This is a genomic window from Halorutilus salinus, from assembly GCF_026242195.1.
Lineage (GTDB): Archaea > Halobacteriota > Halobacteria > Halobacteriales > Halorutilaceae > Halorutilus > Halorutilus salinus.
Window position 1 is genome coordinate 44,558 of record NZ_RKLV01000007.1, and the last position, 19,434, is coordinate 63,991.

Annotated in this window: 22 protein-coding genes; 4 read left to right on the forward strand and 18 right to left on the reverse strand. The window is 60.3% G+C overall.

Annotated elements, in window-relative coordinates:
• Positions 1–11: 11 nt before the first annotated feature.
• Positions 12–1,394, reverse strand: a complete 1,383-nt coding sequence (locus tag EGH25_RS08070; RefSeq protein WP_266087459.1) for a hypothetical protein — start codon at positions 1,392–1,394, stop codon at positions 12–14.
• 93 nt (positions 1,395–1,487) lie between these two features.
• Here EGH25_RS08070 and EGH25_RS08075 point away from each other — a divergent pair, with 93 nt between their 5' ends.
• Positions 1,488–1,994, forward strand: coding sequence for a nicotinamide-nucleotide adenylyltransferase (locus EGH25_RS08075; protein WP_266087461.1), 507 nt, complete (start codon positions 1,488–1,490; stop codon positions 1,992–1,994).
• 62 nt (positions 1,995–2,056) lie between these two features.
• On the opposite strand, the gene EGH25_RS08080 is transcribed toward EGH25_RS08075, so the two are convergent.
• From EGH25_RS08080 to EGH25_RS08105, 6 genes are all read right to left on the reverse strand, one after another.
• Positions 2,057–2,929, reverse strand: coding sequence for an ABC transporter permease (locus EGH25_RS08080; protein ID WP_266087463.1), 873 nt, complete (start codon positions 2,927–2,929; stop codon positions 2,057–2,059).
• Complete coding sequence (locus EGH25_RS08085) at positions 2,926–3,984, reverse strand: ABC transporter ATP-binding protein (RefSeq protein ID WP_266087465.1); 1,059 nt, start codon at positions 3,982–3,984, stop codon at positions 2,926–2,928. Before EGH25_RS08085 ends, EGH25_RS08080 begins: the two co-directional genes overlap by 4 nt.
• Positions 3,985–4,096: 112 nt before the next feature.
• Positions 4,097–4,258, reverse strand: a complete 162-nt coding sequence (locus tag EGH25_RS08090; protein WP_266087466.1) for a DUF7554 family protein — start codon at positions 4,256–4,258, stop codon at positions 4,097–4,099.
• Positions 4,259–4,288: 30 nt separating this feature from the next.
• The gene (locus EGH25_RS08095) at positions 4,289–4,483 is read right to left on the reverse strand and encodes a hypothetical protein (RefSeq protein ID WP_266087468.1); all 195 of its coding nucleotides are present in this window, start codon (positions 4,481–4,483) and stop codon (positions 4,289–4,291) included.
• Positions 4,480–4,959, reverse strand: a complete 480-nt coding sequence (locus tag EGH25_RS08100; RefSeq protein ID WP_266087470.1) for a methylated-DNA--[protein]-cysteine S-methyltransferase — start codon at positions 4,957–4,959, stop codon at positions 4,480–4,482. The genes EGH25_RS08095 and EGH25_RS08100 overlap by 4 nt, the downstream gene beginning before the upstream one ends.
• A complete protein-coding gene (locus EGH25_RS08105; RefSeq protein ID WP_266087472.1) occupies positions 4,959–5,528 on the reverse strand; it encodes a TATA-box-binding protein in 570 nt (189 codons plus the stop codon). The genes EGH25_RS08100 and EGH25_RS08105 overlap by 1 nt, the downstream gene beginning before the upstream one ends.
• Positions 5,529–5,593: 65 nt before the next feature.
• Between EGH25_RS08105 and EGH25_RS12130 the strand changes: the two genes are divergently transcribed.
• Positions 5,594–6,619 carry a methyltransferase domain-containing protein gene (locus tag EGH25_RS12130; protein WP_266087474.1) on the forward strand — a complete coding sequence of 342 codons (1,026 nt, stop codon included), beginning with the start codon at positions 5,594–5,596 and terminating at the stop codon, positions 6,617–6,619.
• Here the strand turns inward: EGH25_RS12130 and EGH25_RS08115 are convergent.
• The 6 genes from EGH25_RS08115 to panB all read right to left on the reverse strand — a co-directional run bounded on the left by EGH25_RS08115 (position 6,606) and on the right by panB (position 11,776).
• Positions 6,606–6,893 carry a hypothetical protein gene (locus EGH25_RS08115; RefSeq protein WP_266087476.1) on the reverse strand — a complete coding sequence of 96 codons (288 nt, stop codon included), beginning with the start codon at positions 6,891–6,893 and terminating at the stop codon, positions 6,606–6,608. The genes EGH25_RS12130 and EGH25_RS08115 overlap by 14 nt on opposite strands.
• Positions 6,890–7,942 (reverse strand): succinylglutamate desuccinylase/aspartoacylase family protein, encoded by a 1,053-nt coding sequence (locus EGH25_RS08120; protein WP_266087478.1) that lies wholly within the window; start codon positions 7,940–7,942, stop codon positions 6,890–6,892. Before EGH25_RS08120 ends, EGH25_RS08115 begins: the two co-directional genes overlap by 4 nt.
• Positions 7,943–7,991: 49 nt before the next feature.
• Positions 7,992–8,174, reverse strand: a complete 183-nt coding sequence (locus tag EGH25_RS08125) for a hypothetical protein (RefSeq protein ID WP_266087480.1) — start codon at positions 8,172–8,174, stop codon at positions 7,992–7,994.
• 88 nt (positions 8,175–8,262) lie between these two features.
• On the reverse strand, positions 8,263–10,278 hold the full coding sequence (gene rqcH / locus EGH25_RS08130) for a ribosome rescue protein RqcH (RefSeq protein WP_266087482.1): 2,016 nt from the start codon (positions 10,276–10,278) through the stop codon (positions 8,263–8,265).
• Positions 10,275–10,973 carry a ribose-5-phosphate isomerase RpiA gene (gene rpiA / locus EGH25_RS08135; protein ID WP_266087484.1) on the reverse strand — a complete coding sequence of 233 codons (699 nt, stop codon included), beginning with the start codon at positions 10,971–10,973 and terminating at the stop codon, positions 10,275–10,277. Before rpiA ends, rqcH begins: the two co-directional genes overlap by 4 nt.
• Positions 10,970–11,776 (reverse strand): 3-methyl-2-oxobutanoate hydroxymethyltransferase, encoded by an 807-nt coding sequence (gene panB / locus EGH25_RS08140; protein ID WP_266087486.1) that lies wholly within the window; start codon positions 11,774–11,776, stop codon positions 10,970–10,972. The genes rpiA and panB overlap by 4 nt, the downstream gene beginning before the upstream one ends.
• 79 nt (positions 11,777–11,855) lie before the next feature.
• Between panB and EGH25_RS08145 the strand changes: the two genes are divergently transcribed.
• Complete coding sequence (locus EGH25_RS08145; protein WP_266087488.1) at positions 11,856–12,740, forward strand: homoserine kinase; 885 nt, start codon at positions 11,856–11,858, stop codon at positions 12,738–12,740.
• Positions 12,741–13,091, forward strand: coding sequence for a hypothetical protein (locus EGH25_RS08150; RefSeq protein WP_266087490.1), 351 nt, complete (start codon positions 12,741–12,743; stop codon positions 13,089–13,091).
• Between the two features lie 603 nt (positions 13,092–13,694).
• On the opposite strand, the gene EGH25_RS08155 is transcribed toward EGH25_RS08150, so the two are convergent.
• From EGH25_RS08155 to EGH25_RS08175, 5 genes are all read right to left on the reverse strand, one after another.
• The gene (locus tag EGH25_RS08155; RefSeq protein ID WP_266087492.1) at positions 13,695–14,417 is read right to left on the reverse strand and encodes a ZmpA/ZmpB/ZmpC family metallo-endopeptidase-related protein; all 723 of its coding nucleotides are present in this window, start codon (positions 14,415–14,417) and stop codon (positions 13,695–13,697) included.
• A gap of 324 nt (positions 14,418–14,741) precedes the next feature.
• A complete protein-coding gene (locus tag EGH25_RS08160) occupies positions 14,742–15,290 on the reverse strand; it encodes a transcriptional regulator FilR1 domain-containing protein (protein WP_266087494.1) in 549 nt (182 codons plus the stop codon).
• Positions 15,251–15,463, reverse strand: a complete 213-nt coding sequence (locus EGH25_RS08165) for a winged helix-turn-helix domain-containing protein (protein WP_266087496.1) — start codon at positions 15,461–15,463, stop codon at positions 15,251–15,253. Before EGH25_RS08165 ends, EGH25_RS08160 begins: the two co-directional genes overlap by 40 nt.
• A 199-nt stretch (positions 15,464–15,662) precedes the next feature.
• Complete coding sequence (locus tag EGH25_RS08170; protein ID WP_266087498.1) at positions 15,663–16,196, reverse strand: hypothetical protein; 534 nt, start codon at positions 16,194–16,196, stop codon at positions 15,663–15,665.
• Positions 16,197–16,589: 393 nt separating this feature from the next.
• Positions 16,590–19,319: an ATP-dependent helicase gene (locus tag EGH25_RS08175; protein ID WP_338071892.1), complete on the reverse strand. Its 2,730-nt coding sequence runs from the start codon at positions 19,317–19,319 to the stop codon at positions 16,590–16,592.
• Positions 19,320–19,434 lie beyond the last annotated feature (115 nt).

Sequence of the window (19,434 nt, forward strand, 5' to 3'; positions counted from 1 at the left end):
GGATCCATCTATCACCCTTCGCGCGCCGAGAGACTGTACGCCTCACCGTCGTAGACGTAGAGCTTCGGATCGAAGGAGCCGCTGACGGCGTTGCGGACGACGACGCGTTCCGTCGTACCGTCGACGAAAGGCACGGAGTAGTTCAGCAGGTCGTACCTACGTCCGTCCGTATCGCGGTCTTCGTACACTTCCATCCAGTAGACGTTCTGGGCTATCACGCGCTCGGCTTCTTCGCCGTACCTGTCTACCTTTTCGACCACTGCGTCGACCTCCGCGTCCAAGCCGACGTCTACGAAGACGGAGCCGTCGCGGCGTTCCACAGAGGCTTCTTCGGGCGGTCTGAGTTCGAGCGCGGACGCGTCCACCTCGAAGACTGCGGCGAAGTCGTCCTTCCCCGTGCAGTACGTACCGCCTCCGAGGGGTGGCGCGTTGTGTTCGCGGGGTTCGTCGACGGGATGTAGCTCGAACCGCGTGTTCTCGACGCCGCCGGGCTCGACGGGCGGTTCGGATCCGGTTCCGTGGAACGGGTTTTCGTGTATCCACCTACCGTCGACGAGCTTGTAGACGGCTCCGCCGGGGTAGACACGTTCCTCCGTCCTGTTGACGAGCGTGAACTCGGCTGTCGCGGGCGGTTCGAGACGTTCGTCCGACGGCTGGAGGTAGAGACGCGTCGTTTCGTCGGCTTCGTGGTACCAACGCGTGTCGTTCTCTATATCGGGGTACGTTTCGCCCTCGAAGACGGAGGCTTCTTGGGGTCCGGGGCTTCCGGTTTCCCAGACGGAGACGGCGAGTTCGTCCTCGTCGCCGAAACGGTAGACGCCTTCACGTAGCTCACCGTCGGGCTTGAGAACGGGGACGTACTCACGTACGGCGAACCCGCCCGCGTCGACGGTGAGTTCCCCGTCCTGAGGTTCGGGGAGGTTCTCGACGCGCCAGACGCCGTTTCGGGGTTGGATACCCGGCGTTTCGGCAGGGACGATGTAGACCGTCGTACCGTCGTGTGTCGCGGAGCCGACACCGTACGGTACGATCGCCTCGGTATCCACGGTGACCTCGGATCCGGTATCGTTCTCGGCGATGACACGTATCCTGGGCGGTTCGTCCGCGCCCTCGGTTTCGACGAAGCCGTGGTAGATATACAGCCCATCGTAGCCGTCTACGTTATAGCCGTGCGGAAACGCGGAGACCGTCCATCCGGCTTCGAGACGGACGAAGCTTCCTCTCAGGAGTCCTCCGACCGCCTCTTGGCGCGTCATACCTCCGTCGTCCGCACCGTCGTTGCTCCGGTTCTCCGTCGCGTCCCCCGTCCGGTTCGCCGTTCGGTTCCGTCCGTCGTCTCCGAGACATCCCGACACCGCGACTGCGAACGCCGTTACGAAGCCGCGTCTGTCCATACGTGGAACTACGGTTCGTGGCTTAACTTCTTTTTCCCGTAGATCACCGTCCGCGAGCGCCAAGCTTAATCCGCGCGACGCCGAACCCTGCGCATGCGCGGACTGTACGTCGGACGTTTCCAGCCGTTCCACAAGGGGCACGAACGCGTCGTCGACGACATCATGGACGACGTTGACGAGGTCGTCGTCGCCGTGGGTAGCGCACAGAAGTCGCACACGCTCCGTAACCCGTTCACGGCGGGCGAACGCGTCAGTATGATCACGAAGGCTCTCGAAGACCGCGACGAGACCGTCTACGCCATCCCCGTCGAGGATCTCAACAGGAACGCCGTCTGGACGACACACGTCCGTTCTATGTGTCCGCCGTTCGAGACGGTCTACTCAAACAACCCTCTTATCGTCCGTCTGTTCGAGGAGGACGACGTCGAAGTACGCGAATGCGTCCTTTTCGAGCGCGACAGGTTCTCCGGACGCGTGATACGTGAACGTATGCGCGACGGCGGCGACTGGCGCGCGCTCGTACCCGACGAGGTCGAGAAGGTCGTCGACGAGGTCGACGGCGTGAGAAGGCTACGCGACCTCGACGCCGACGACTACTAGGACATACCGTCAGCCTCACCCCCTCGCTTTCCGTCGGGCTGTCGAAACCCCGTGTTCATCTCTCACCTCACGGAGGAACTCGTCGCGCTCTTGAGGACGTAGACAGCGACACCGCCTACGACAACGTCGAGAACGAGTAGCACGGAGACGGCGGGGACGAGGGTGTCCCAGATACCACCGAATGCGTTGAGTTCGATAACCGTCATCACGTCCCTTCCTAGGACGAGCGCCCTTGCGGCATCGACGCCGTACGTGACGGGGTTGAAGCCAGCCACGGTCTGTATCCATCCGGGGAGTGCGTCGAGGGGGAGGAAAGCCGTCGAGATGAAGAGCAGAGGGAACTGAATTATGTTGGCACCGAGAGCCGTCGTCTCTTGGTCGCGGCTTACGACGGCGAGTATGTTCGAGAGTGAGACGAACCATACGGAGAAAAGGAAACCGACCGCCATGATACCGATAGCGCCCGCGAAGCCCGTGGCTATCTCGCCGCCTAAGACCGTACCGAGGACGAGTATGATACCTATCTGTATGAGGATCAACAACAGCTCCGAGGCTGTCTTTCCGAGGAAGACGGCGGTTCGGTTCATAGGCGAAACGAGCACCTTTTCGAACATGCCTTCCTCCATATCGTTCACGAGACCGATACCCGACGAAGCCGCGGCGGCGAGCGCGACCTGCATCGCTATCGCAGGGACGAGGTAGGTCGTGTAGCTAACCGACGCCTCGCCGCTGTTTATAGCACCGGTTGCGACACCACCGAAGACCTGTGTAAAGAGAACGAGGAAGATGATAGGCTGTATGAGCGAAAGGAACAGGAAGAAGGGGTTACGTGTCGACTTCACCGTCCACCGCTTGAAGTTCGCCCAGAAGTCACCCGCGAACGTGTTCCGGGACAGACGGACGCCGTCGGTGCCGCTCTCCGCCCCCGGCGTCACTCAGAACCACCCTGTCGGCTTCCCGCGTCCTCCCCGCCGGAGACGTCGGTTTCGTCGTCGGTAACGGCGAGGAAGACATCGTCGAGCGTAGGCTCACGAACATCGAAGCCGGTCACCTGTATACCCGCGTCGTCCAACGCAACCATGAGACGGCTTCCGCGCGATCTCGCGTCGTTCGCTGTGATGCTAAGCCCTCTGTCGGTTACCTCGACCGACGCATCGCCTCCGAAGATACCTTCACCGCGCAGAACCTCAGCCGCTTCCCGCGCCGTGTCCCGTCCACCCTCGACATCCACATCGAGAAACTCAACGCCGACACGCCGTTTGAGTTTGGACGGCGAACCGCGTGCCACGATACCCCCGTCACGGATGACGGCGAGCCTTTCACACAGATGGTCAGCCTCTTCGAGGTACTGTGTCGTTAGGAGTACCGTCGTACCCCTTTCGTTGATACGTTCGAAGTAGTCCCAGAGTTCGTTACGTGCCTTAGGGTCGAGACCCGTCGTCGGTTCGTCGAGGAAGACAAGCGACGGTCTGTGGACGAGCGCCATCGCGGCGTCGAGACGTTTCTTCATGCCACCCGAGAAACCCCCGGACTTCTTATCCCCGACATCCGCGAGGTCAACGAGTTCGAGGAGTTCATCGATACGTTCCGCGCGCCGCTCCCTCGGAACGCCGTACGCCCTACACGCGAACCTGATGTTCTCGCGCGCCGTCAGTTCCTCGTCAACGCTTGTCTCCTGTGGCATGTAGCCTATCGACTCGCGCACCTCCTGCGCCTTGCTCTTAACGTCGAAGCCGTTAACCTCGACGCGCCCACCCGTCGGCTGTAGTAATGTGACCAAGACCTTTATCGTGGTCGTCTTTCCCGCTCCGTTGGGTCCTAAAAACCCGAAGAACTCGCCCTGAGGTACCTCCATCGTCACGTCCTTCACGGCTTCGGTACCGTCGCTGTACGTCAGCTTCAGCCCTTCTATCAGTATCGCGGCGGTCTTGCCTTCACCGTCCCCCTTCTCCGTCGAAGATGACACGGACGTGTTCGTCGTTCCTGACATCTGTTTCCTCGTCCTTGCGTCGGTATTCCGGTGTTAAAAGGGTGCTGAATAAACGTTCAGTTAGTAAGCGTGGTACGGTGGACGGAAGAAGGACGTAAACCAAGCCGAACCCCTACAGGTAGTCGAGATACCACAGTATGAGGACGAGAGCGACACCGGCGGCGATAACCGAGTTTGCGAGTAGGTTCAGCACCTCGCCGAGGACGTTGAGCGCAAGCCAGATAGCTACGAGTATCAGTATGAGACGGACGAGCGCCGAGTCGTCGAGCGACATACGGACGGGTTGGTCGCGTCCGACAAAAGCTTACCCTTCGATGTAGCCGAAGTACCAGAGCACGACGAAGACGACCGCGATAGGCAGGATGATCTGGTCGGCAAGCCGCCGGAACGCGGTTTCACCGGTCACGACCGCGAGTATCTTGAGACCCGCCCATACGACGGCGAGCATAATAACTGCCCTTTCGGGGACTACACCGCCCCCACCTTTGTCGGGACTCACACACCCTCCAGTTCGAGTAGCTTCCTCTTCACCTCGCGCGGTCCTACAAAGCCGCCGATGCCGTCCTCCGCAACGATACGGTGCGAAGGTAGGACGATAGGCACCGGGTTACCGTGGAGCGCCTCACGTACGCGCGCCACACCTTCCTCATCACCGCCCTCACCGATACTCGAACCGAACTCGGCGTACGTCGTCGTCGTTCCGTAAGGTACGTCACGCGTCCTTTCGAGCGCCCTACGTTCCACCCCTGAAACCGTGAGCGCGTACGGAACGTCGGGCGTCGCACCCTCGCCGTCGAGGTACGCGAAGACGGCGCGGAGGGCGTCGCTACCCTCACCCTGCGCACGTTCCACGCTCTCCGCGTCGGGTTCGTCGACAAACGCGACGCTGACGGCGCTGTTCGACGCCACACCCACCTGCACGTACCTTCCGAGGTACCCCGACCACCGGTGTTCGATACCGCTCCCTACACCCATCAGCCGAGGAGGTCGAGATCCTTGAGCTGTGCGACTATCTTATCCACCGCCTCGTCCGCATCCTCGGGACGCTCGCCACCCGTGACGACGAGCTTCCCGCTCCCGAACAGAAGGACGACGACCTCCGGCTCGTCGAGCCTGTAGACGAGACCGGGGAACTGTTCGGGTTCGTACTCGATGTTTTCGAGACCCAGCCCGATAGCGATTGCGTTGAGGTTGAGGTCGTAGCCGAGGTCGGCGCTCGCCACGATGTTCTGCACCTTGATTTCGGGCGACTCATCGACCTCGATACCCAGATCACGGAGCTTACCGAAGACGATCTTCAGCCCCTTGTCAACGTCCTCGGGACTCTTCGCTCCCGTACAGACGATCTTACCCGAACGGAAGATCAGAGCCGCGGTCTTAGGCTCCTCCGTACGGTAGACGAGACCGGGGAACTGCTCCGGGTCGTAGTCCGCGCCTTCCATGTCCAACGTAACCTTTTCGAGGTCGAGTTCCTGCCCGATCGCGGTCGACGCGACGACGTTCTCTATCTCTATCGTATCCTTGGGGTCTTGTGCCTCGCTCATATCTACTTAAACTGTATATATAAGAGCATATAAAAGTTCATTAAACCTCGTCGTCATCTCGTCGCGTGTACCTCCTCGAACTCAAGGGGTCGAACCACGCGCTCGCGGTTGCGGAGGCGGACGCTGTCGGCGAACTCGTCGACGAGGGACGCGGATATGCACTCGTCCGTGAACCCGACGTAACGCGCCGTCTCGCGGGATCGCACCGTGTCTCACGGTTTCTCGGCGAATCGGGGGCGGGCGTCGGGGGATCGGGTGAGGGGGCGGTCGGAGAGTCGGCTGGAGGGTCGGTCGAGGAGACGATCGGGGCGGCGGTTGAGGCGGCGCGCGGACTCGGTGTTTCCTTCGACGGTAGCTTCGCCGTTCGCGCGCGCGTCCACGGCGACGGTCCCTCCTCGGCGGAGTTGGAGCGGCGCGTGGGCGGTGTCTTCGCTGAGAGGGCGCGCGTCGACCTCGACTCCCCTGACGACGTGGTGCGTGTTGTCGTCTCCGAGGGGCGTGTCCTTTTGGGTCTGGAGGTCTGTGAGACGGAGGGTTTCGAGGGGCGCGCGCCGACCGAGAAGCCTTTCTTCAAGCCGGGGAGCATGTCGCCCGCCCTCGCGCGCGCGCTCTCGAACATCGCGGGGGGCTACGACGGCGCGACGCTCCTTGACCCTATGTGCGGCACGGGCGGCGTCCTCGTCGAGTCCGCGCTCGTCGGTGGGCGCGCGGTCGGTGGCGACGCGTCGCGCGAGATGGTCGAAGGCGCGCGCGTGAACCTGCGCGAGTTCTGCGACGGTGTGGGCGAGCTTTTCGTCGGCGACGGACGTTCGTTACCCCTCGACGACTCTTCGGTCGACTGCGCCGTTACTGACCTGCCCTACGGTCGCGCGTCGCACGTCGAGGGCGGTTCGGCGGAGTCGGTCGCACGCGGCGTGCTCGGTGAGCTTTGTCGGGTTGTTCGTGACTCCGGGCGTGTCGTCGCCGTCTCCGACGGCTGGCTCGACGAAACGGCGCGCTCCGTGGGGTTCGAGGTCGTCGACCGTTTCGAGGATCGTGTTCACCGCTCGCTTACGCGGCGTATCGTGGTTCTGAGTGTCAGAGACGCCTAACCTCGTTGACGACAGCCTCTCCGTCGATAAGGACGAAGACGTCTATCTCCGTCTCCTCGTGCCTTCTGTCTACGGTGAAACGCGCCTCGGTTTCGCCGTCTTGGTGTACGAGACGCGCCTCGTAGTCGTCGTCGAACCCCTCGACGGAGAAGTCGTAACGCGCGCCGAGTTCGCGTTTGAGACGGAAGACGCGTTTCTGAAGCTCGCGTTTGGGTAGACCCGTGAGGCTATCGGCTTCGTCGAGAAACCTCTCGGCGTCGTCGTTTAGGCTCATCCGTACGTGTTTACTGCGTCGTCCTCGGCGCGTTCGGCGTAGTAACAGACGAGAGAGCCTTCTTCGACGCCCATTCCGAGCTGGAACGAGGTTACCCAGCCGTCGCGGTTCGCCTCGACGACGTGCTTCGTCTCTCCGAACGAGTCGGTGACCTCTGCGACCGCCTCGCCCTCACGTACGACATCGCCGGGTTCGACGCGTTGGCGCAGGAGACCCGAGACGGGCGACCAGAGGCTCGTACGCCTGACGGGGAAGCCGTCGGGTACCTCGCCGACGTGTGGCACGTTCTCGTGTTCACCGTCGAGCATACCGAGTTCGCGCATCATGTTACGGACGCCGACGACCGCCCCCTCGACTACGTCGCTCTCTACGATGTAGTCGGAGCCGAGTTCGGCGGTGAACGCGGGTATACGTGCGGCGTTCATACACGCGCCCGAAAGAGACCTGTGTAGCTCCTCCTCGACCGTGCGTTCGACGCCTGAGCCGTGTACGGGTGCGAAGCCGAAGGCGTCTGCGAGGGCGTCACGTCTCTCGACGAGCGAACGCGTGTCCTCGTCGCGCTCCTCCTCGTCGACGAGGAGACGGTCGAGTATAGAGAAAGGCACGCTACCGACGTTGGAGCAGTGGAGATCTATGAGTGCGTCCGCCGTACGGTCGATATGTCTAAAGACCTTTCCGTTGATAATCTCCTGCGTCGACTTGGTCGCGCGCTCGCCGCGGAAGTCAGGGAACAGCCTGTTGGGGTCGCGTGCGTCGTAATGCGAAGTCCTTTCGGCGCTACGTAGACCGCTGGGGTTGAGCGTCACGACACCGACGACCGTACCGCGTATCCTTTCGGCAAGTTCCTCGGTGACGGTTCTATGGACGACGGGTATACCCGCGACCTCGTTTCCGTGTACGTTCGCGGTGAGCCAGAGCGTTGGTCCGTCCTCGTCGCCACGCGCCACCATTACGGGAGCCTTCTCCGTACCGCCCGTAGGGAAGGATACGAGATCCATGTACCCCTTCGCTACGCCGCCGCGACGAGCCTCCGCTGTGCCTATGCGCATTCGTTCTGTTTTGGGGCGCGTCCGCTAAAACCGTGGCGAACCACGACGGTTAGATACGTACCGTGTCGTCTTCCTCGCCGCACTGTGGACACATCTGGAAGTCCTTGTTGGGTTCGTCCTGAAAACGGTGCCCGCAGACCTCACACTCGAAGTAGACGGCGTTCTGGTTGACGCTCCTCGCCCCACGGGGGCTGTCTTCCTCATCGTCGTCGGTGTCTCTTCCGCGTCTCATGGGATCGTCTTAGTGGTTCTCGGTAAAAAACGTACCGCCGGTGTCACTCAAAGAACGGAGCTTCGAACGTCGGTATGTACACGTCCGGTCAGTCGATCATACGTGAACCGCCGGAAGGGAGGAAACGCCGTACCTCGTCTACGGTCGTGATCCGGCGTACGACGTTCTCGTCAAGCTCCTCACGGAAACGCCGGTAGACGCGTTTCGCGGTGTCGTTACGTGAGTACCTGCCGGGTTCGAGACGTACTGAGAAACCGCACCGTGGCTCTACGGCGGACGGTGGACCGCCGATGACGCCCGCCTCGTCGTCGAGACGCATACCGACCGACGCCTCCATCTCTACCGTGTAGTAGGTGCGTTCGCCGCGTACGACGACGCTACCTTTCTCTATGTACTCGCCGCTTTCGGGCGTCTTGGATATGTTCGACGCGGGTACGCTGTAGACCTCCGCCGCGCCCTGTCCCGTATCCCAGACCGACGAGTAGATACCTGCGAACCTCGCCGCCTCCTCGCGCGAACGGTCGGGAACCTCTATATCGCCCTTAGGCTCGTCGGGTTCGGTGCGTTTGAGCACCGTGACGGGACCGCCGGGTGCCTGCGTATGGAAGAACACGTCGTCGGGGTCGGTGTACTTCTTGTAGATCTCGTCGTTCTGATCGGCGTCGCGCCCGCCGATTACGAGGAAGCCGTCGGACGTACGGAACCACCGGAAACGGTCGTACCAGTTCTCGCCGCGTTCGGAGAGCGTCGTCGTCTCTTCCTCCCCTCCACCGTCCTCCTCGCGCTCACGTTTCATACGTTCCAGCTCCTCGCGCGCGTCTTCGAGAGCCTCGTACGTCGCCTCGCGTTTCTCCGCAACCTCCTTCGCCTCCTCGTAAAGCGCGCTCGCGTTCGACTCGACGCCGTCGCGCGGGCTAAGCGGTATCTCGTAGCCGTCGAGTTCGACGTAGACGGTGTCGTTGTTCTGATCGATACGTTCCACGATCTCCGCGGAACCGACGCCCTCCTCGCGCGCCTCTCCGAGTGTATCGCTCACCTCGTCCCACGAAGCTCCGTCACCGCGTGCGTCGCCGACAGCGCCGAGGAGTTCGTCGACGACGCCGTAGCTTTCGTACAGAGCTTCCGCCTTCTCACGCAGACGTTCCTCCTCCTCCTCACGTTCCTCGATCGCGCGCTCCTGCTGTTCGACTATACGCCGCTGTCTGTCGACAGCCTCGTCGCCCCCTTCTTCGTCCTCGTCGTGGTCTTCGAGCGCCTCGAAGTAGGCGTCGAGCGCCTCGTTGAACGTCTCGTACGCCTCCGTCTCGTTCTCCTCGTAACGGACGAGGGGTAGGGGCGTCGCGTCGACGGGAGCGCCGTCGTCGTAGACGACACGCGGTTCGAGGTCGCCGTTTTGGAGACTGTCGAACAGGTCGGTTACCTCGGCGTAGACCGCCTCGTACTCCTCCGTCCCCGCGTCTTCGATACCGAGCTCCTTCTCGACACCCGCGCGGACGCAGAGTTCCTCGGCGTAAGTCCCTCCGAAGCCGAGAACCGACGCGAGCGTACGGACGAGGTCGGAGCCGCTGTCCTCCATCTCGTCGACGAAGCCGTCGTACGAAAGCTCCGACGGATCGGTACGTTCGGGCGGGTACTCGTAAGGCTCACCACCCGCCACGGTACGTGTCTTGAGACGCACCGTACGGAGTGAGCGCAGAACGACGCCGTCTGAGTCGGTGAAGACGAAGTTTCCGTCGCCGAACAGTTCGACGATGATCGTATACGTCTCGTCGCCGCGTTCGCCCACGAGACGCACCACACGGTCGAAGCCGTGCTGTTCGACGGCTACGAGGTCGCCGCCTGAGAGACGTTTACGCATCAGCATAGGCAGGTTGGGCGGGCGCTGTGGCGCGTCGGGCGGTTCGTCGACGAAATGGAGGCGTTTCGTCTCACCCACCTCGGCGAAGAGGTCGGCGCGTCCGGCATCGTAGTCACGTATCTTCATCCGGACGGTGTCGTCGCCGTACTGGTAGAACTTGTCGAACTTTGCGCCGACGTACGTCTGTAGCTCGCCGACTACCGCCGCGATGTCGACGCTCGTGAGTTCGCGTTTTGGCGATGTCATCGTACCACCTCAACACCGTCGTCGCGTCCTACGTGTACCTCGTCTGCGATACCGACGAACAGACCGTGCTCAACGACGCCTGTCACGCCGTCGAGTTCGTCGGCGAGCGCCGGTGCGTCGTAGCCGTCGAAGACGGCGTCGGCGACGACGTTTCCGTTGTCTGAGACAACGGCTCCGTCCTTGGCGTCCGTCTCGCGTAACGCGAACCTTCCGCCGAGTTCCTCGACGCGTTCGCGGACGACGGGAACCGCGAAGTCGAGAACCTCCAGAGGCACCGGTGCGTTGAGCGTCTCGCGCTCCTTCGTCTCGTCAACGACGGTAACGACGCGGTCGGATGCGCGCGCGACGACCTTCTCGCGTGCGTGCGCCGCACCTCCGCCCTTGACGAGGTTCAGGTCGGCGTCGAATGCGTCCGCGCCGTCTATGACGATGTCGGGCGTCGTTACGTCGAGAGAGGTGAGGGGGACGTTTTCCTCAACCGCGACCGCGCGCGAACCGTGAGAGGTCGGTATACCGCGTACGTCGAGACCTGAGTCGACGCGTTCGCCGAGCGCGCGTACGGCGTACTCAGCCGTGCTACCCGTTCCGAGACCCACGACGTCGCCGTCTTCGACGAGGGCGACGGCGGAGTCGGCAGAACGTTTCTTCATCGCCTCACGTCGGTCACCGCCGCCGTCGTCCTTCGGGTTCTTCATCCGTCACCGCCCCCGCCGAAGACATGTTCGTCAGCGGGGAACCCCCCCGAACGGACATCGTCGGCGTACTCCTCAACGGCGTCGCGTATCTCACCCCGCACGTCGGCGTACTCCTTGACGAACGACGGTGGGTTCTCGGACATACCTATGAGATCGTCGATTACGAGAACCTGACCGTCGACCTCGCGCCCCGCGCCGATCCCGATCGTCGGTACGTCGACGGCTTCGGTTACGCTCGCTCCGACTTCCTCGGTAACGGCTTCGAGAACGACGGAGAATACGCCCGCGTCTTCGAGTTCGCGCGCGCGTCTGACGACTGCGTCCGCCTCGTCGTCGTCACGTCCGAGGACGCGGTACCCCTCGCGTCTCACCTGCTGTGGCGTAAGACCGACGTGTCCCATGACGGGGACGCCGAGTTCTGTAAGGCGGCGTACAGTCTCGACGCTCACGCCGCCGTCGACGGGTGTCTCCAACTTGACCGCCCCCGCCCCCGCCTCCTTCAGGTACCGCGCGGCGTTCTCCGCCGTCTCCTCGACAGAGACACCGAAAGATGCGAAAGGCATGTCGCCGACGACCATCGCGCTCTCGCTACCACGTACGACGGCGGCGGTATGCGAAAGAGACTGTTCGACAGTGACCGGCAACGTGTCTTCGTATCCGAGACGTACATCGCCAATGCTGTCGCCGACGAGTACTACGTCCGCGACGTCGTCGAGTATCTCCGCGGTCGGTGCGTCGTACGCCGCGACCATCACTATAGGCTCGTCCTTCTCTAAAAGATCCTTCGCGGTGACGCGTTCCATACGTCGAAGTCGGGGTGAGGGTTGAAATATCCTGCCGAAAAGCCCGCGTTTTAAGAACCGGTCTGACGAAGATACCCGCATGATTGAGGTACGCGCGCCCGCCACGAGCGCGAACCTCGGGAGCGGCTTCGATGTCTTCGGCGTCGCTCTCGACAAGCCCGCCGACATCGTACGTCTAACGAAGGCGGAAAGGACGAGCATCAGCGTCAACGGTGCGGGCGCGGAGTACATACCTGAGGATCCCAAGAAGAACACCGCGGGCGAGGTTCTGCGTTCGCTGGGGGTCACAGCACGTGTAGAGATGGACAAGGGCGTACGTCCGTCGAGCGGTCTGGGTTCGAGCGCGGCGTCCGCCGCGGGTGTCGCCGTCGCCGCGAACGAGCTATACGACCTCGGTCTTTCTGACGACGAACTCATACACGCCGCGGCGCAGGGCGAGAAGGTCGTTAGCGGTGAGGCGCACAAGGACAACGTCGCGCCGTGCATCGCAGGCGGCTTCACCGTCTCGGACGAGCGTACGACCGCCTTCGACGCCGACTTCCATGTCGTCGTCGCTCTTCCCGACATCGTTATCAGCACGCGCGACGCACGCGGCGCTCTACCCTCGTCCGTCTCGATCCAACAGCGCTCCGAAACAGTTGCGAACGCCTCGCATGTCGTCGCGGGGGTTCTGAAGGACGACGTAGAGATGGTCGGCGCGGGGATGTACGACGACGTGGTCGAGGAGGCGCGCGCGCCCCTCATCGAAGGCTACGACGAGGCGCGCGATGCGGCGTTGGACGCAGGGGCGACGGGCGTAACGATCAGCGGCGCGGGACCCGCTCTTCTCGCCGTATGTGAGCGCGAGGACAAGCCCGACGTTGCCGAGGCTTTCGTCGAGGGCTTCTGGAACGCGGGTGTCGAGTCGCGCGCGTTTCAGGCGCGTGTCGGTGACGGCTGTCAGGTAGTCAAACGCGGGAGGTAGATGTCGCCGAACCGCCGCGACGGCTTCGACGTTCTGTTCGCGGTGTACGTAGCCGGTGTTGTAGCGCCCGCCGTCGGCGGGTACGCCGGTATACTCGCGTATCTCGGCGGTTTCGTCGGCGTCACCCTCATCGCCTACACGGGCGCGTCGGAAGCTGAAAGACTCCCGCAACGCGTCGCGCAACGCCCGTTCTCGACCGGGATTGTCGCTGTGCCTCTCGTCTACGGCGTCGTCTACATCGTCGGCGAAGCAGTCGCCTCGACACCGATACGTTCGCCGTACGTCTACCTCGGTCTCTGGAACGTCCTCGTCGGTATAGCGGTCGTCGCCGTTGCGCGGAGGACGGCGTAGTCAGTTCTCGATGGCTTCCATCACACGTTCGTGGAACTCACGTCGCTTATCGAACTCCGGAAGACAGCATCCGAATCGTCGAGATAAGGTCAGTCTTCGTTTCTGTTCTTGCTTCCCGCCTCGCGTCCGAGATGGTTTTCGACCGACCCAACCTTTCGGCGCGCCGTCTGTTCGACGTTACAGCGGTAGCAAGGCGAAAGCCCACGACTTTAGTCGTGGGATGAAGCCGACAGCCGGCGAAACGTTGATTGTGTCGGCGCACATCGGTTGTGATGCCGAGTCCGAGGTAAGGATACGCACTCCACGTGGAGGTAGATGAAGCCCGCTATCTCGGTCGGGGGTCGTACTGGCACGACCCACAACCCCACCGCGTACGAGTGGGGAACCTCCAGTCGTGGGGATGCCCGGTCTGTGACCGGGAACCCCACGGCTTTAGCCGTGGGAGGATGTCAGCTCCGTCGGCTGTCGTCTGATAGAATGTAGGCTGTCAGCGCGAGCGGTGTTTCTGCTCCAAGCGTGAGGGCGGGTACAGATTGAGCTACCCACGAGGCGAACAATGAGTACAGTTCCGAGGCTACAAGGGAATTCCTATGTTTCACAGATTCATCTCTTTTTAACAATTACTGCCGCGACTGCGAGGAGAAAGGTTATTAAGATGGCGATAGCCGCAAAAGCGGGTAGTTCACTTTCAGAATCGTTGCCTGAATTGATAACACCGTTATTGACCCCGACCAAGTTCCCTGTAGACGTATCTCCTGTTACAGCCGCCCTTGATGCGGAGCCGATGATAGAGCCGTTGTTAGCTCCGACGACGCCACCGACCGTCGAGTTGCCCGACAGTTCTCCGTCAACTGTTACATCAGATACTTCGGCGTTTTCTTCCACCTTTCCGGCTAACCCTCCGACGTTCTCGTCGCCTGTCACATTCACATCGTTGATGTTTATATTACTGACAGAGCCGCCTGAAGCGACAGTTCCGAACAGTCCAACTTCATCCTCCCTGGGTCTATGAACGGTGAGTCCGGAGATGTTGTGTCCATTCCCTACTAGAGTGCCGGAGAATTCATCACTTTCGTTCCCTGCAGAAACCGGTTCGAAGCCCGCGCCGTCGTTCCATCCGGAGGTTTCAGAAGCGTCGATATCTGACTGTATCCCGTAATCTTCGTCAGGCTCCATACACTGCAGTTGATCTATGTTCCATACCTCATAGGGATCAGTAGCGTTGTAGTGCACTTCTGAACAGTCCACTCCAGATGATCCCTGTACAGTCGGGACACCGACCGCAAAGACGAGCAGTACTGCGGCGATTGCTATTCTTATGTACATTCTAACACAGTTTTTTCAACTATCTCTTGATGGTTCGTGTGTCTTAGCGATCGTAGTCTCGGAACTTCATTCGTCGGGTCGTCCGTTACCTCCGCAACCGCGTCTTTCGTCATGTATCTCAGGGTAGCCCCTGAAATGCCGATTCCTGCAAGCGTCCCCAAGAAGTTTCTACGCCTCATCTTCCGCAGGTCACGAGTTTTATCGCGTGCCATACGAAATTAATCCTACATCCCTATCACTTATATCCAAGGACGTGCCGAAACAGGGGGGTTTCGGCAAAGCTTTGCCGAAAACGGTTTGTACGCCAAAATCTTGGCGTAAAAATTACGGTTTGAACCTCTCGGCGTCGTATTTACTATCCTCATACACTCCCTTGAAATGCTCCCGCGCGCGGGTCGACGCGAAGAACACATACCCAAGAACACCTCCTTCATCGTCGTACACGAGAACACCGACGCGCATGTTGTCGAGGAGAGCGAGACCGTGAGACAGTTCGTCGTCGGTAACGTAGAACCGCGTTCCGTGCTCGATAGACTCGCTTAGTGCCTCGGTGTGCTTCTCGCGCAGATACTCAAAGATTTCGCGCTCCACGACGAACTCCGCGTCCAAGCCGTCACGTATCTGTTCGTGGTAGAAGTCGAGATAACGTGGAAAGAGCACGGGCACGAGACCACGCATCTCGTCCGTCTCTACGATGTGTCGCGCGAACTCTTCCAGAGGTTCGGTAGGCATATGCTTTCGAGGTAGGGTAAACCTCGCGCGGGCGAGCACTTCGGACGTCGCGTCGAGGGCTTCGGCTATCTCCTTCGCCTCGTAGGCTCTTTGCGCGTCCCTCAGTTTTGTACGCACCGCCTCGCCGAACTCCGTGAGCACGTATCCCCCTCGGTTTTCTTAACGATACCCTGACCTTCGAGTTCCTTCAGGTGCTTGCGCGCAGTCGAAACCGACTTGTTGAGGGAGTCTGCCACCTCGCTCTTACTTTTCGGCTTGGGGTTGACGGCGTCCAGATACTCGTGCCGTCGGCACAGGGCTATCAGTTTGTCCATTCTTTGTCTAATACCGGACTTATTTATGAGTACTTTCCGGTAGCAGAAACGTAAGGTAGCCTACAGTTTCGAGTGATGAGACACGTGAGTTGGCGTAAACGAGCCAGCGATGGATTTCCTCAGTTCTCATTTTGAATATTTTTTGGAGGCTGAGAACAGCCGTCGCACTCAGAAACCCGCGTCGATTCATTGAGCTTACTTATTTTTTGTCAACAGTTTGTCTCCACTCGGATCGGCTGTGGTTCACCGGTTCCGTTCTGTTCGAAACTGCTATCAGATATCTACCAGTATCAGAATGAGGTGTGATCAGAAGCACCTGATCGCCGTCGGCGGCGTACCCGCCGTCGCCTTCTTCCTTCCACTCCGGCTCTTCGGTGGCTTCAAGCCTTACCGTGTCGCCCGGCTCGTAGCCGTCGAGGAACTCACCCGTTCCACCACCTTCATCCGTCGACACGTTCAGTCTGTCGTACCTGACATCTTTCCTCTCTGCCACCACCTCACCTATCAGCGGTATTCCTGTATCTACGGTGGTTTCTGTGACTCTGGTTACTTCGTCGACCTCTATCACAACCACCCCCTCTTCTGTGTCCTCTGTTACACTGTATCCGTGTGCGGTCGTTTCCCGTTCCTCAGTAAGGGAAGTTAGGTATAAGAAACCGGCACCCGCAACACCTACAACCAAGACAACCACGAAGACATACATGAGCCAACGGGGGATACTGTCAGCCTCCATATGTGTAGAAAGTCACTGAGGTAAGTTATACAGCACGACAGTACCCGCTGTATTGATTTTCGACAGCCTCGGTGGTTGTATGAAGTATAGAGTTTACACGGAGTATAGAAATTCCACAGGACATAGAAGTTCCACGGGGCGTGGAAAACACAGAAAGGGTATCATTCAACCGGCTTTGGTGAATCGCTATACTGAAGCCGATTGCGTCGCCCACCAGAAGGTGTGACAAATCAGTTTATGCCGTTGGATTGAGCTTTTCGGGGAGTTGTTGGCTAAGATACGATAATTACAGGATGAATTGGGCTGGAATCCAGTAATCAGCTACCCCCCAGTTCCAACGCTTCCTGGCGATTCACCAGAGCCATTCAACCAACACAGGGGAGACGCAGTGTATCAGTCCTCGATAGCTTCCATGACGCGTTCGTGGAACTCGCGCAGAACCGCGTCCTCGTCCTCGGCGAGAACCACGTCGCTCGCCGCGAGTGATGCAATACCGAACGCCATCGGTGTCGGTGAGTCGGGTTCGATCGCGTAGACGTCGAGTTCGCCGTCGTGTATCTCGCTCAGAACGTCCTTGACATGCCCTATGTCTAACTTGTCCTCCATCACCTCGCGGTAGGTTTCGTCGAGTACGGCGAAATCTTCGAGGTCGTCGGCGTAGTTTATGAGCATGTCGGAGCTAACCTGCTGGCGTGCGGCGCTCTTCGACCTGCCCTTGTAGTTACGTAGTATCATGAGCGAACGTGTCGCGTTTATGCGGAAGTAACGTTTGAGGAGTTCGCTACCGTCGAGAGCCTCGCGTAGTATCTCCTCTGCGTTCTCAGGTCGTACGTTGTCGATTACCTCATAGACATCTATCTTACGGTTGGCGGGGAGCGACAGCGCGAAGCCGTTGTCCGCCACGGAGACCTTGACGTTGGTACCGACACGCCGCGACGCCTCGTGCGCGACGATACGTGACATACCGTCGTTGAACTTCCGTCCGTAGTTCGAGTGGAAGTAGTAGTGTCTGCGCTCGGCTTCGTTGTCGACGACGCCTTCGACAACGAAGGTTTCGTCGGTCGAGACGCTTATCTCACCCGCGTAACGCAACTGTTCGTCGAAGATACGTAGAATGCTCTCGACGGAGTTCTGATCGACAGGGAAGCCTTCGAGCATACGCCGCGCCTCGGCTCCGTCCTCGCCGTTGTCGAGAGCCTCGACCATCTCGCGTTTGAAACTTAGAATCTCGCGTCCGAGGTCGTACGACAGCGGCAGGCGCTCCGAGAACCACGACGGTACCGTCGGGGCTTCGTTCGTCGGGTCGACGTAGACCTTGGATCCTCTGCGGTACTTGAACTCGTAGTTCGAACCGCCGAGCACGAAGACGTCGCCCTTGTCGAGCTGTTCGAGGTAGTTCTCGTCGAGGTCGCCGACCCAGTCGTCGGTTCCGCGTATGAAGACATCGCACGAGAACGAGTCGGGTATGGTACCTATGTTCTGCATGTAGATGGGCTGTGCAAGACGTCCGCGTTTCCCGATGAGCGTCTCGCCCGTCTCGTACTCAGTGTAGTGGTACTCGCCGCCGGGCGGATCGTTCCCGTCGCGCCAGATCTTGGCGTAGACGTTGCGATCCTCCATACCCTCGTACGACGCCGTGAGATAACGGACGAGGTTCTCCCAGTCACCGTCCCCGTAGTCTCTGTACGGGTACGCGCTCCGGATCACGTCGAGCATCTCGTCCTCGCGCCAGACGCGGTTTATACCCATCCCGTAGACGTGCTGTGCGAGAACGTCCTGAGCGTTCTCTGGTACGAAGACGCGGTCGATAAAGCCGTCCTCAGCCTTCTTGAGCATCACTGCGCACTCGATAAGCTCGTCGCGGTCGAGGGCGACGACACGTCCTTCGACCTTCTCGCCGAGCGAGTGCCCCGCGCGTCCGATACGTTGGAGAAGACCCGCGACGCTCTTAGGCGAGCCGACCTGAACGACGAGGTCTATGTGGGGCATGTCGACGCCGAGTTCGAGCGACGTGGAGGTCGTCACGAACTCGACGTCACCGCGTTTGAGCTTCTCCTCGACCTCCTTACGGCTCTCCTTCCCCAACGAACCGTGGTGACAGCCCGAGTTCTCGTCGTCATAGCCCTCGTACCTGTCGCGGAGGTTGTGGAGGACGCGTTCCGCGCCGCTCCGCGTGTTGGTAAAGACGAGCGTGTTCTCGTGTTCCTGTATGAGGGAGTTGAGCTTGGTGTAGAAGCCGTCCTGTATCTCGTCGTTCGGCGTATGTATCAGGTCGTCGGTCGGGCAGTGTAGCTTTATATCGAAGTCACGTACGAAACGCGTGTCTACGACGTTGTAGTCGCGTGGTTCGTCGTCCTCACCGTCCCAGCCGACGAGGAACTCGCCCATCTTGTCGAGGGGTTCGACCGTCGCCGAGCATCCTATACGTGTCGGCGAACCGTCGGCGAGCGCTTCGAGACGTTCGAGTGAGACGGAGAGATGCGTTCCGCGTTTTCCCTCGGCGAGCGAATGAATCTCGTCGACGACGACGTACTCGACCGTACGTAGCTTCTCGCGGAACTTGGGTGAGTTTAGGAGTATAGCGAGCGTCTCGGGCGTCGTGTTGAGTATATGCGGCGTCTCGTCGAGCATCTTCTGGCGCTCGTTGCTCGACGTGTCGCCGTGGCGTATCGCGTGACGGATCTCCACGGAGCCATGACCCCGCTCGCGCGCTATCTCGTCGACGCCTTCGAGAGGAAGCTCAAGATTCCTGTGTATGTCGTTTGCGAGGCTCTTTAGCGGCGAAATGTAAAGACAGTAGACGGAGTTTTCGAGCGCGTCCGCTTTGCTCTTGATTAGAAGTTCGTTTATGATGGAAGAAAACGAGGCGAGCGTCTTTCCGGAACCCGTCGGCGATGCGACGAGGACGTTCTCGCGGTCGTGTATCAGAGGCACCGCCTCCTTCTGCGGCGGCGTGAAGAAGCCGCCGTTGACGTCGATGTACTCGCCGAACTCGTCCACCCACCAGTCGCGGAGCGAAGGCTCGAACAGTTCGAGAACGTCGGCGTCGTCGATCTCGGCTTCGGCGTCTAAGGATTCGGTATCTACTCCCGTTCCCGCGGCTACCTTGGACGGCTCAGAAATAGTATCACCTTGTTGTTTTGACGTGGTTTTGGAGCCACATCACGCTTTCTCTTTCTACTTTCTGTCGCAAAGTAGATGGGTTATTTTATCCGTCTTGGATACATATCTTGTGTGT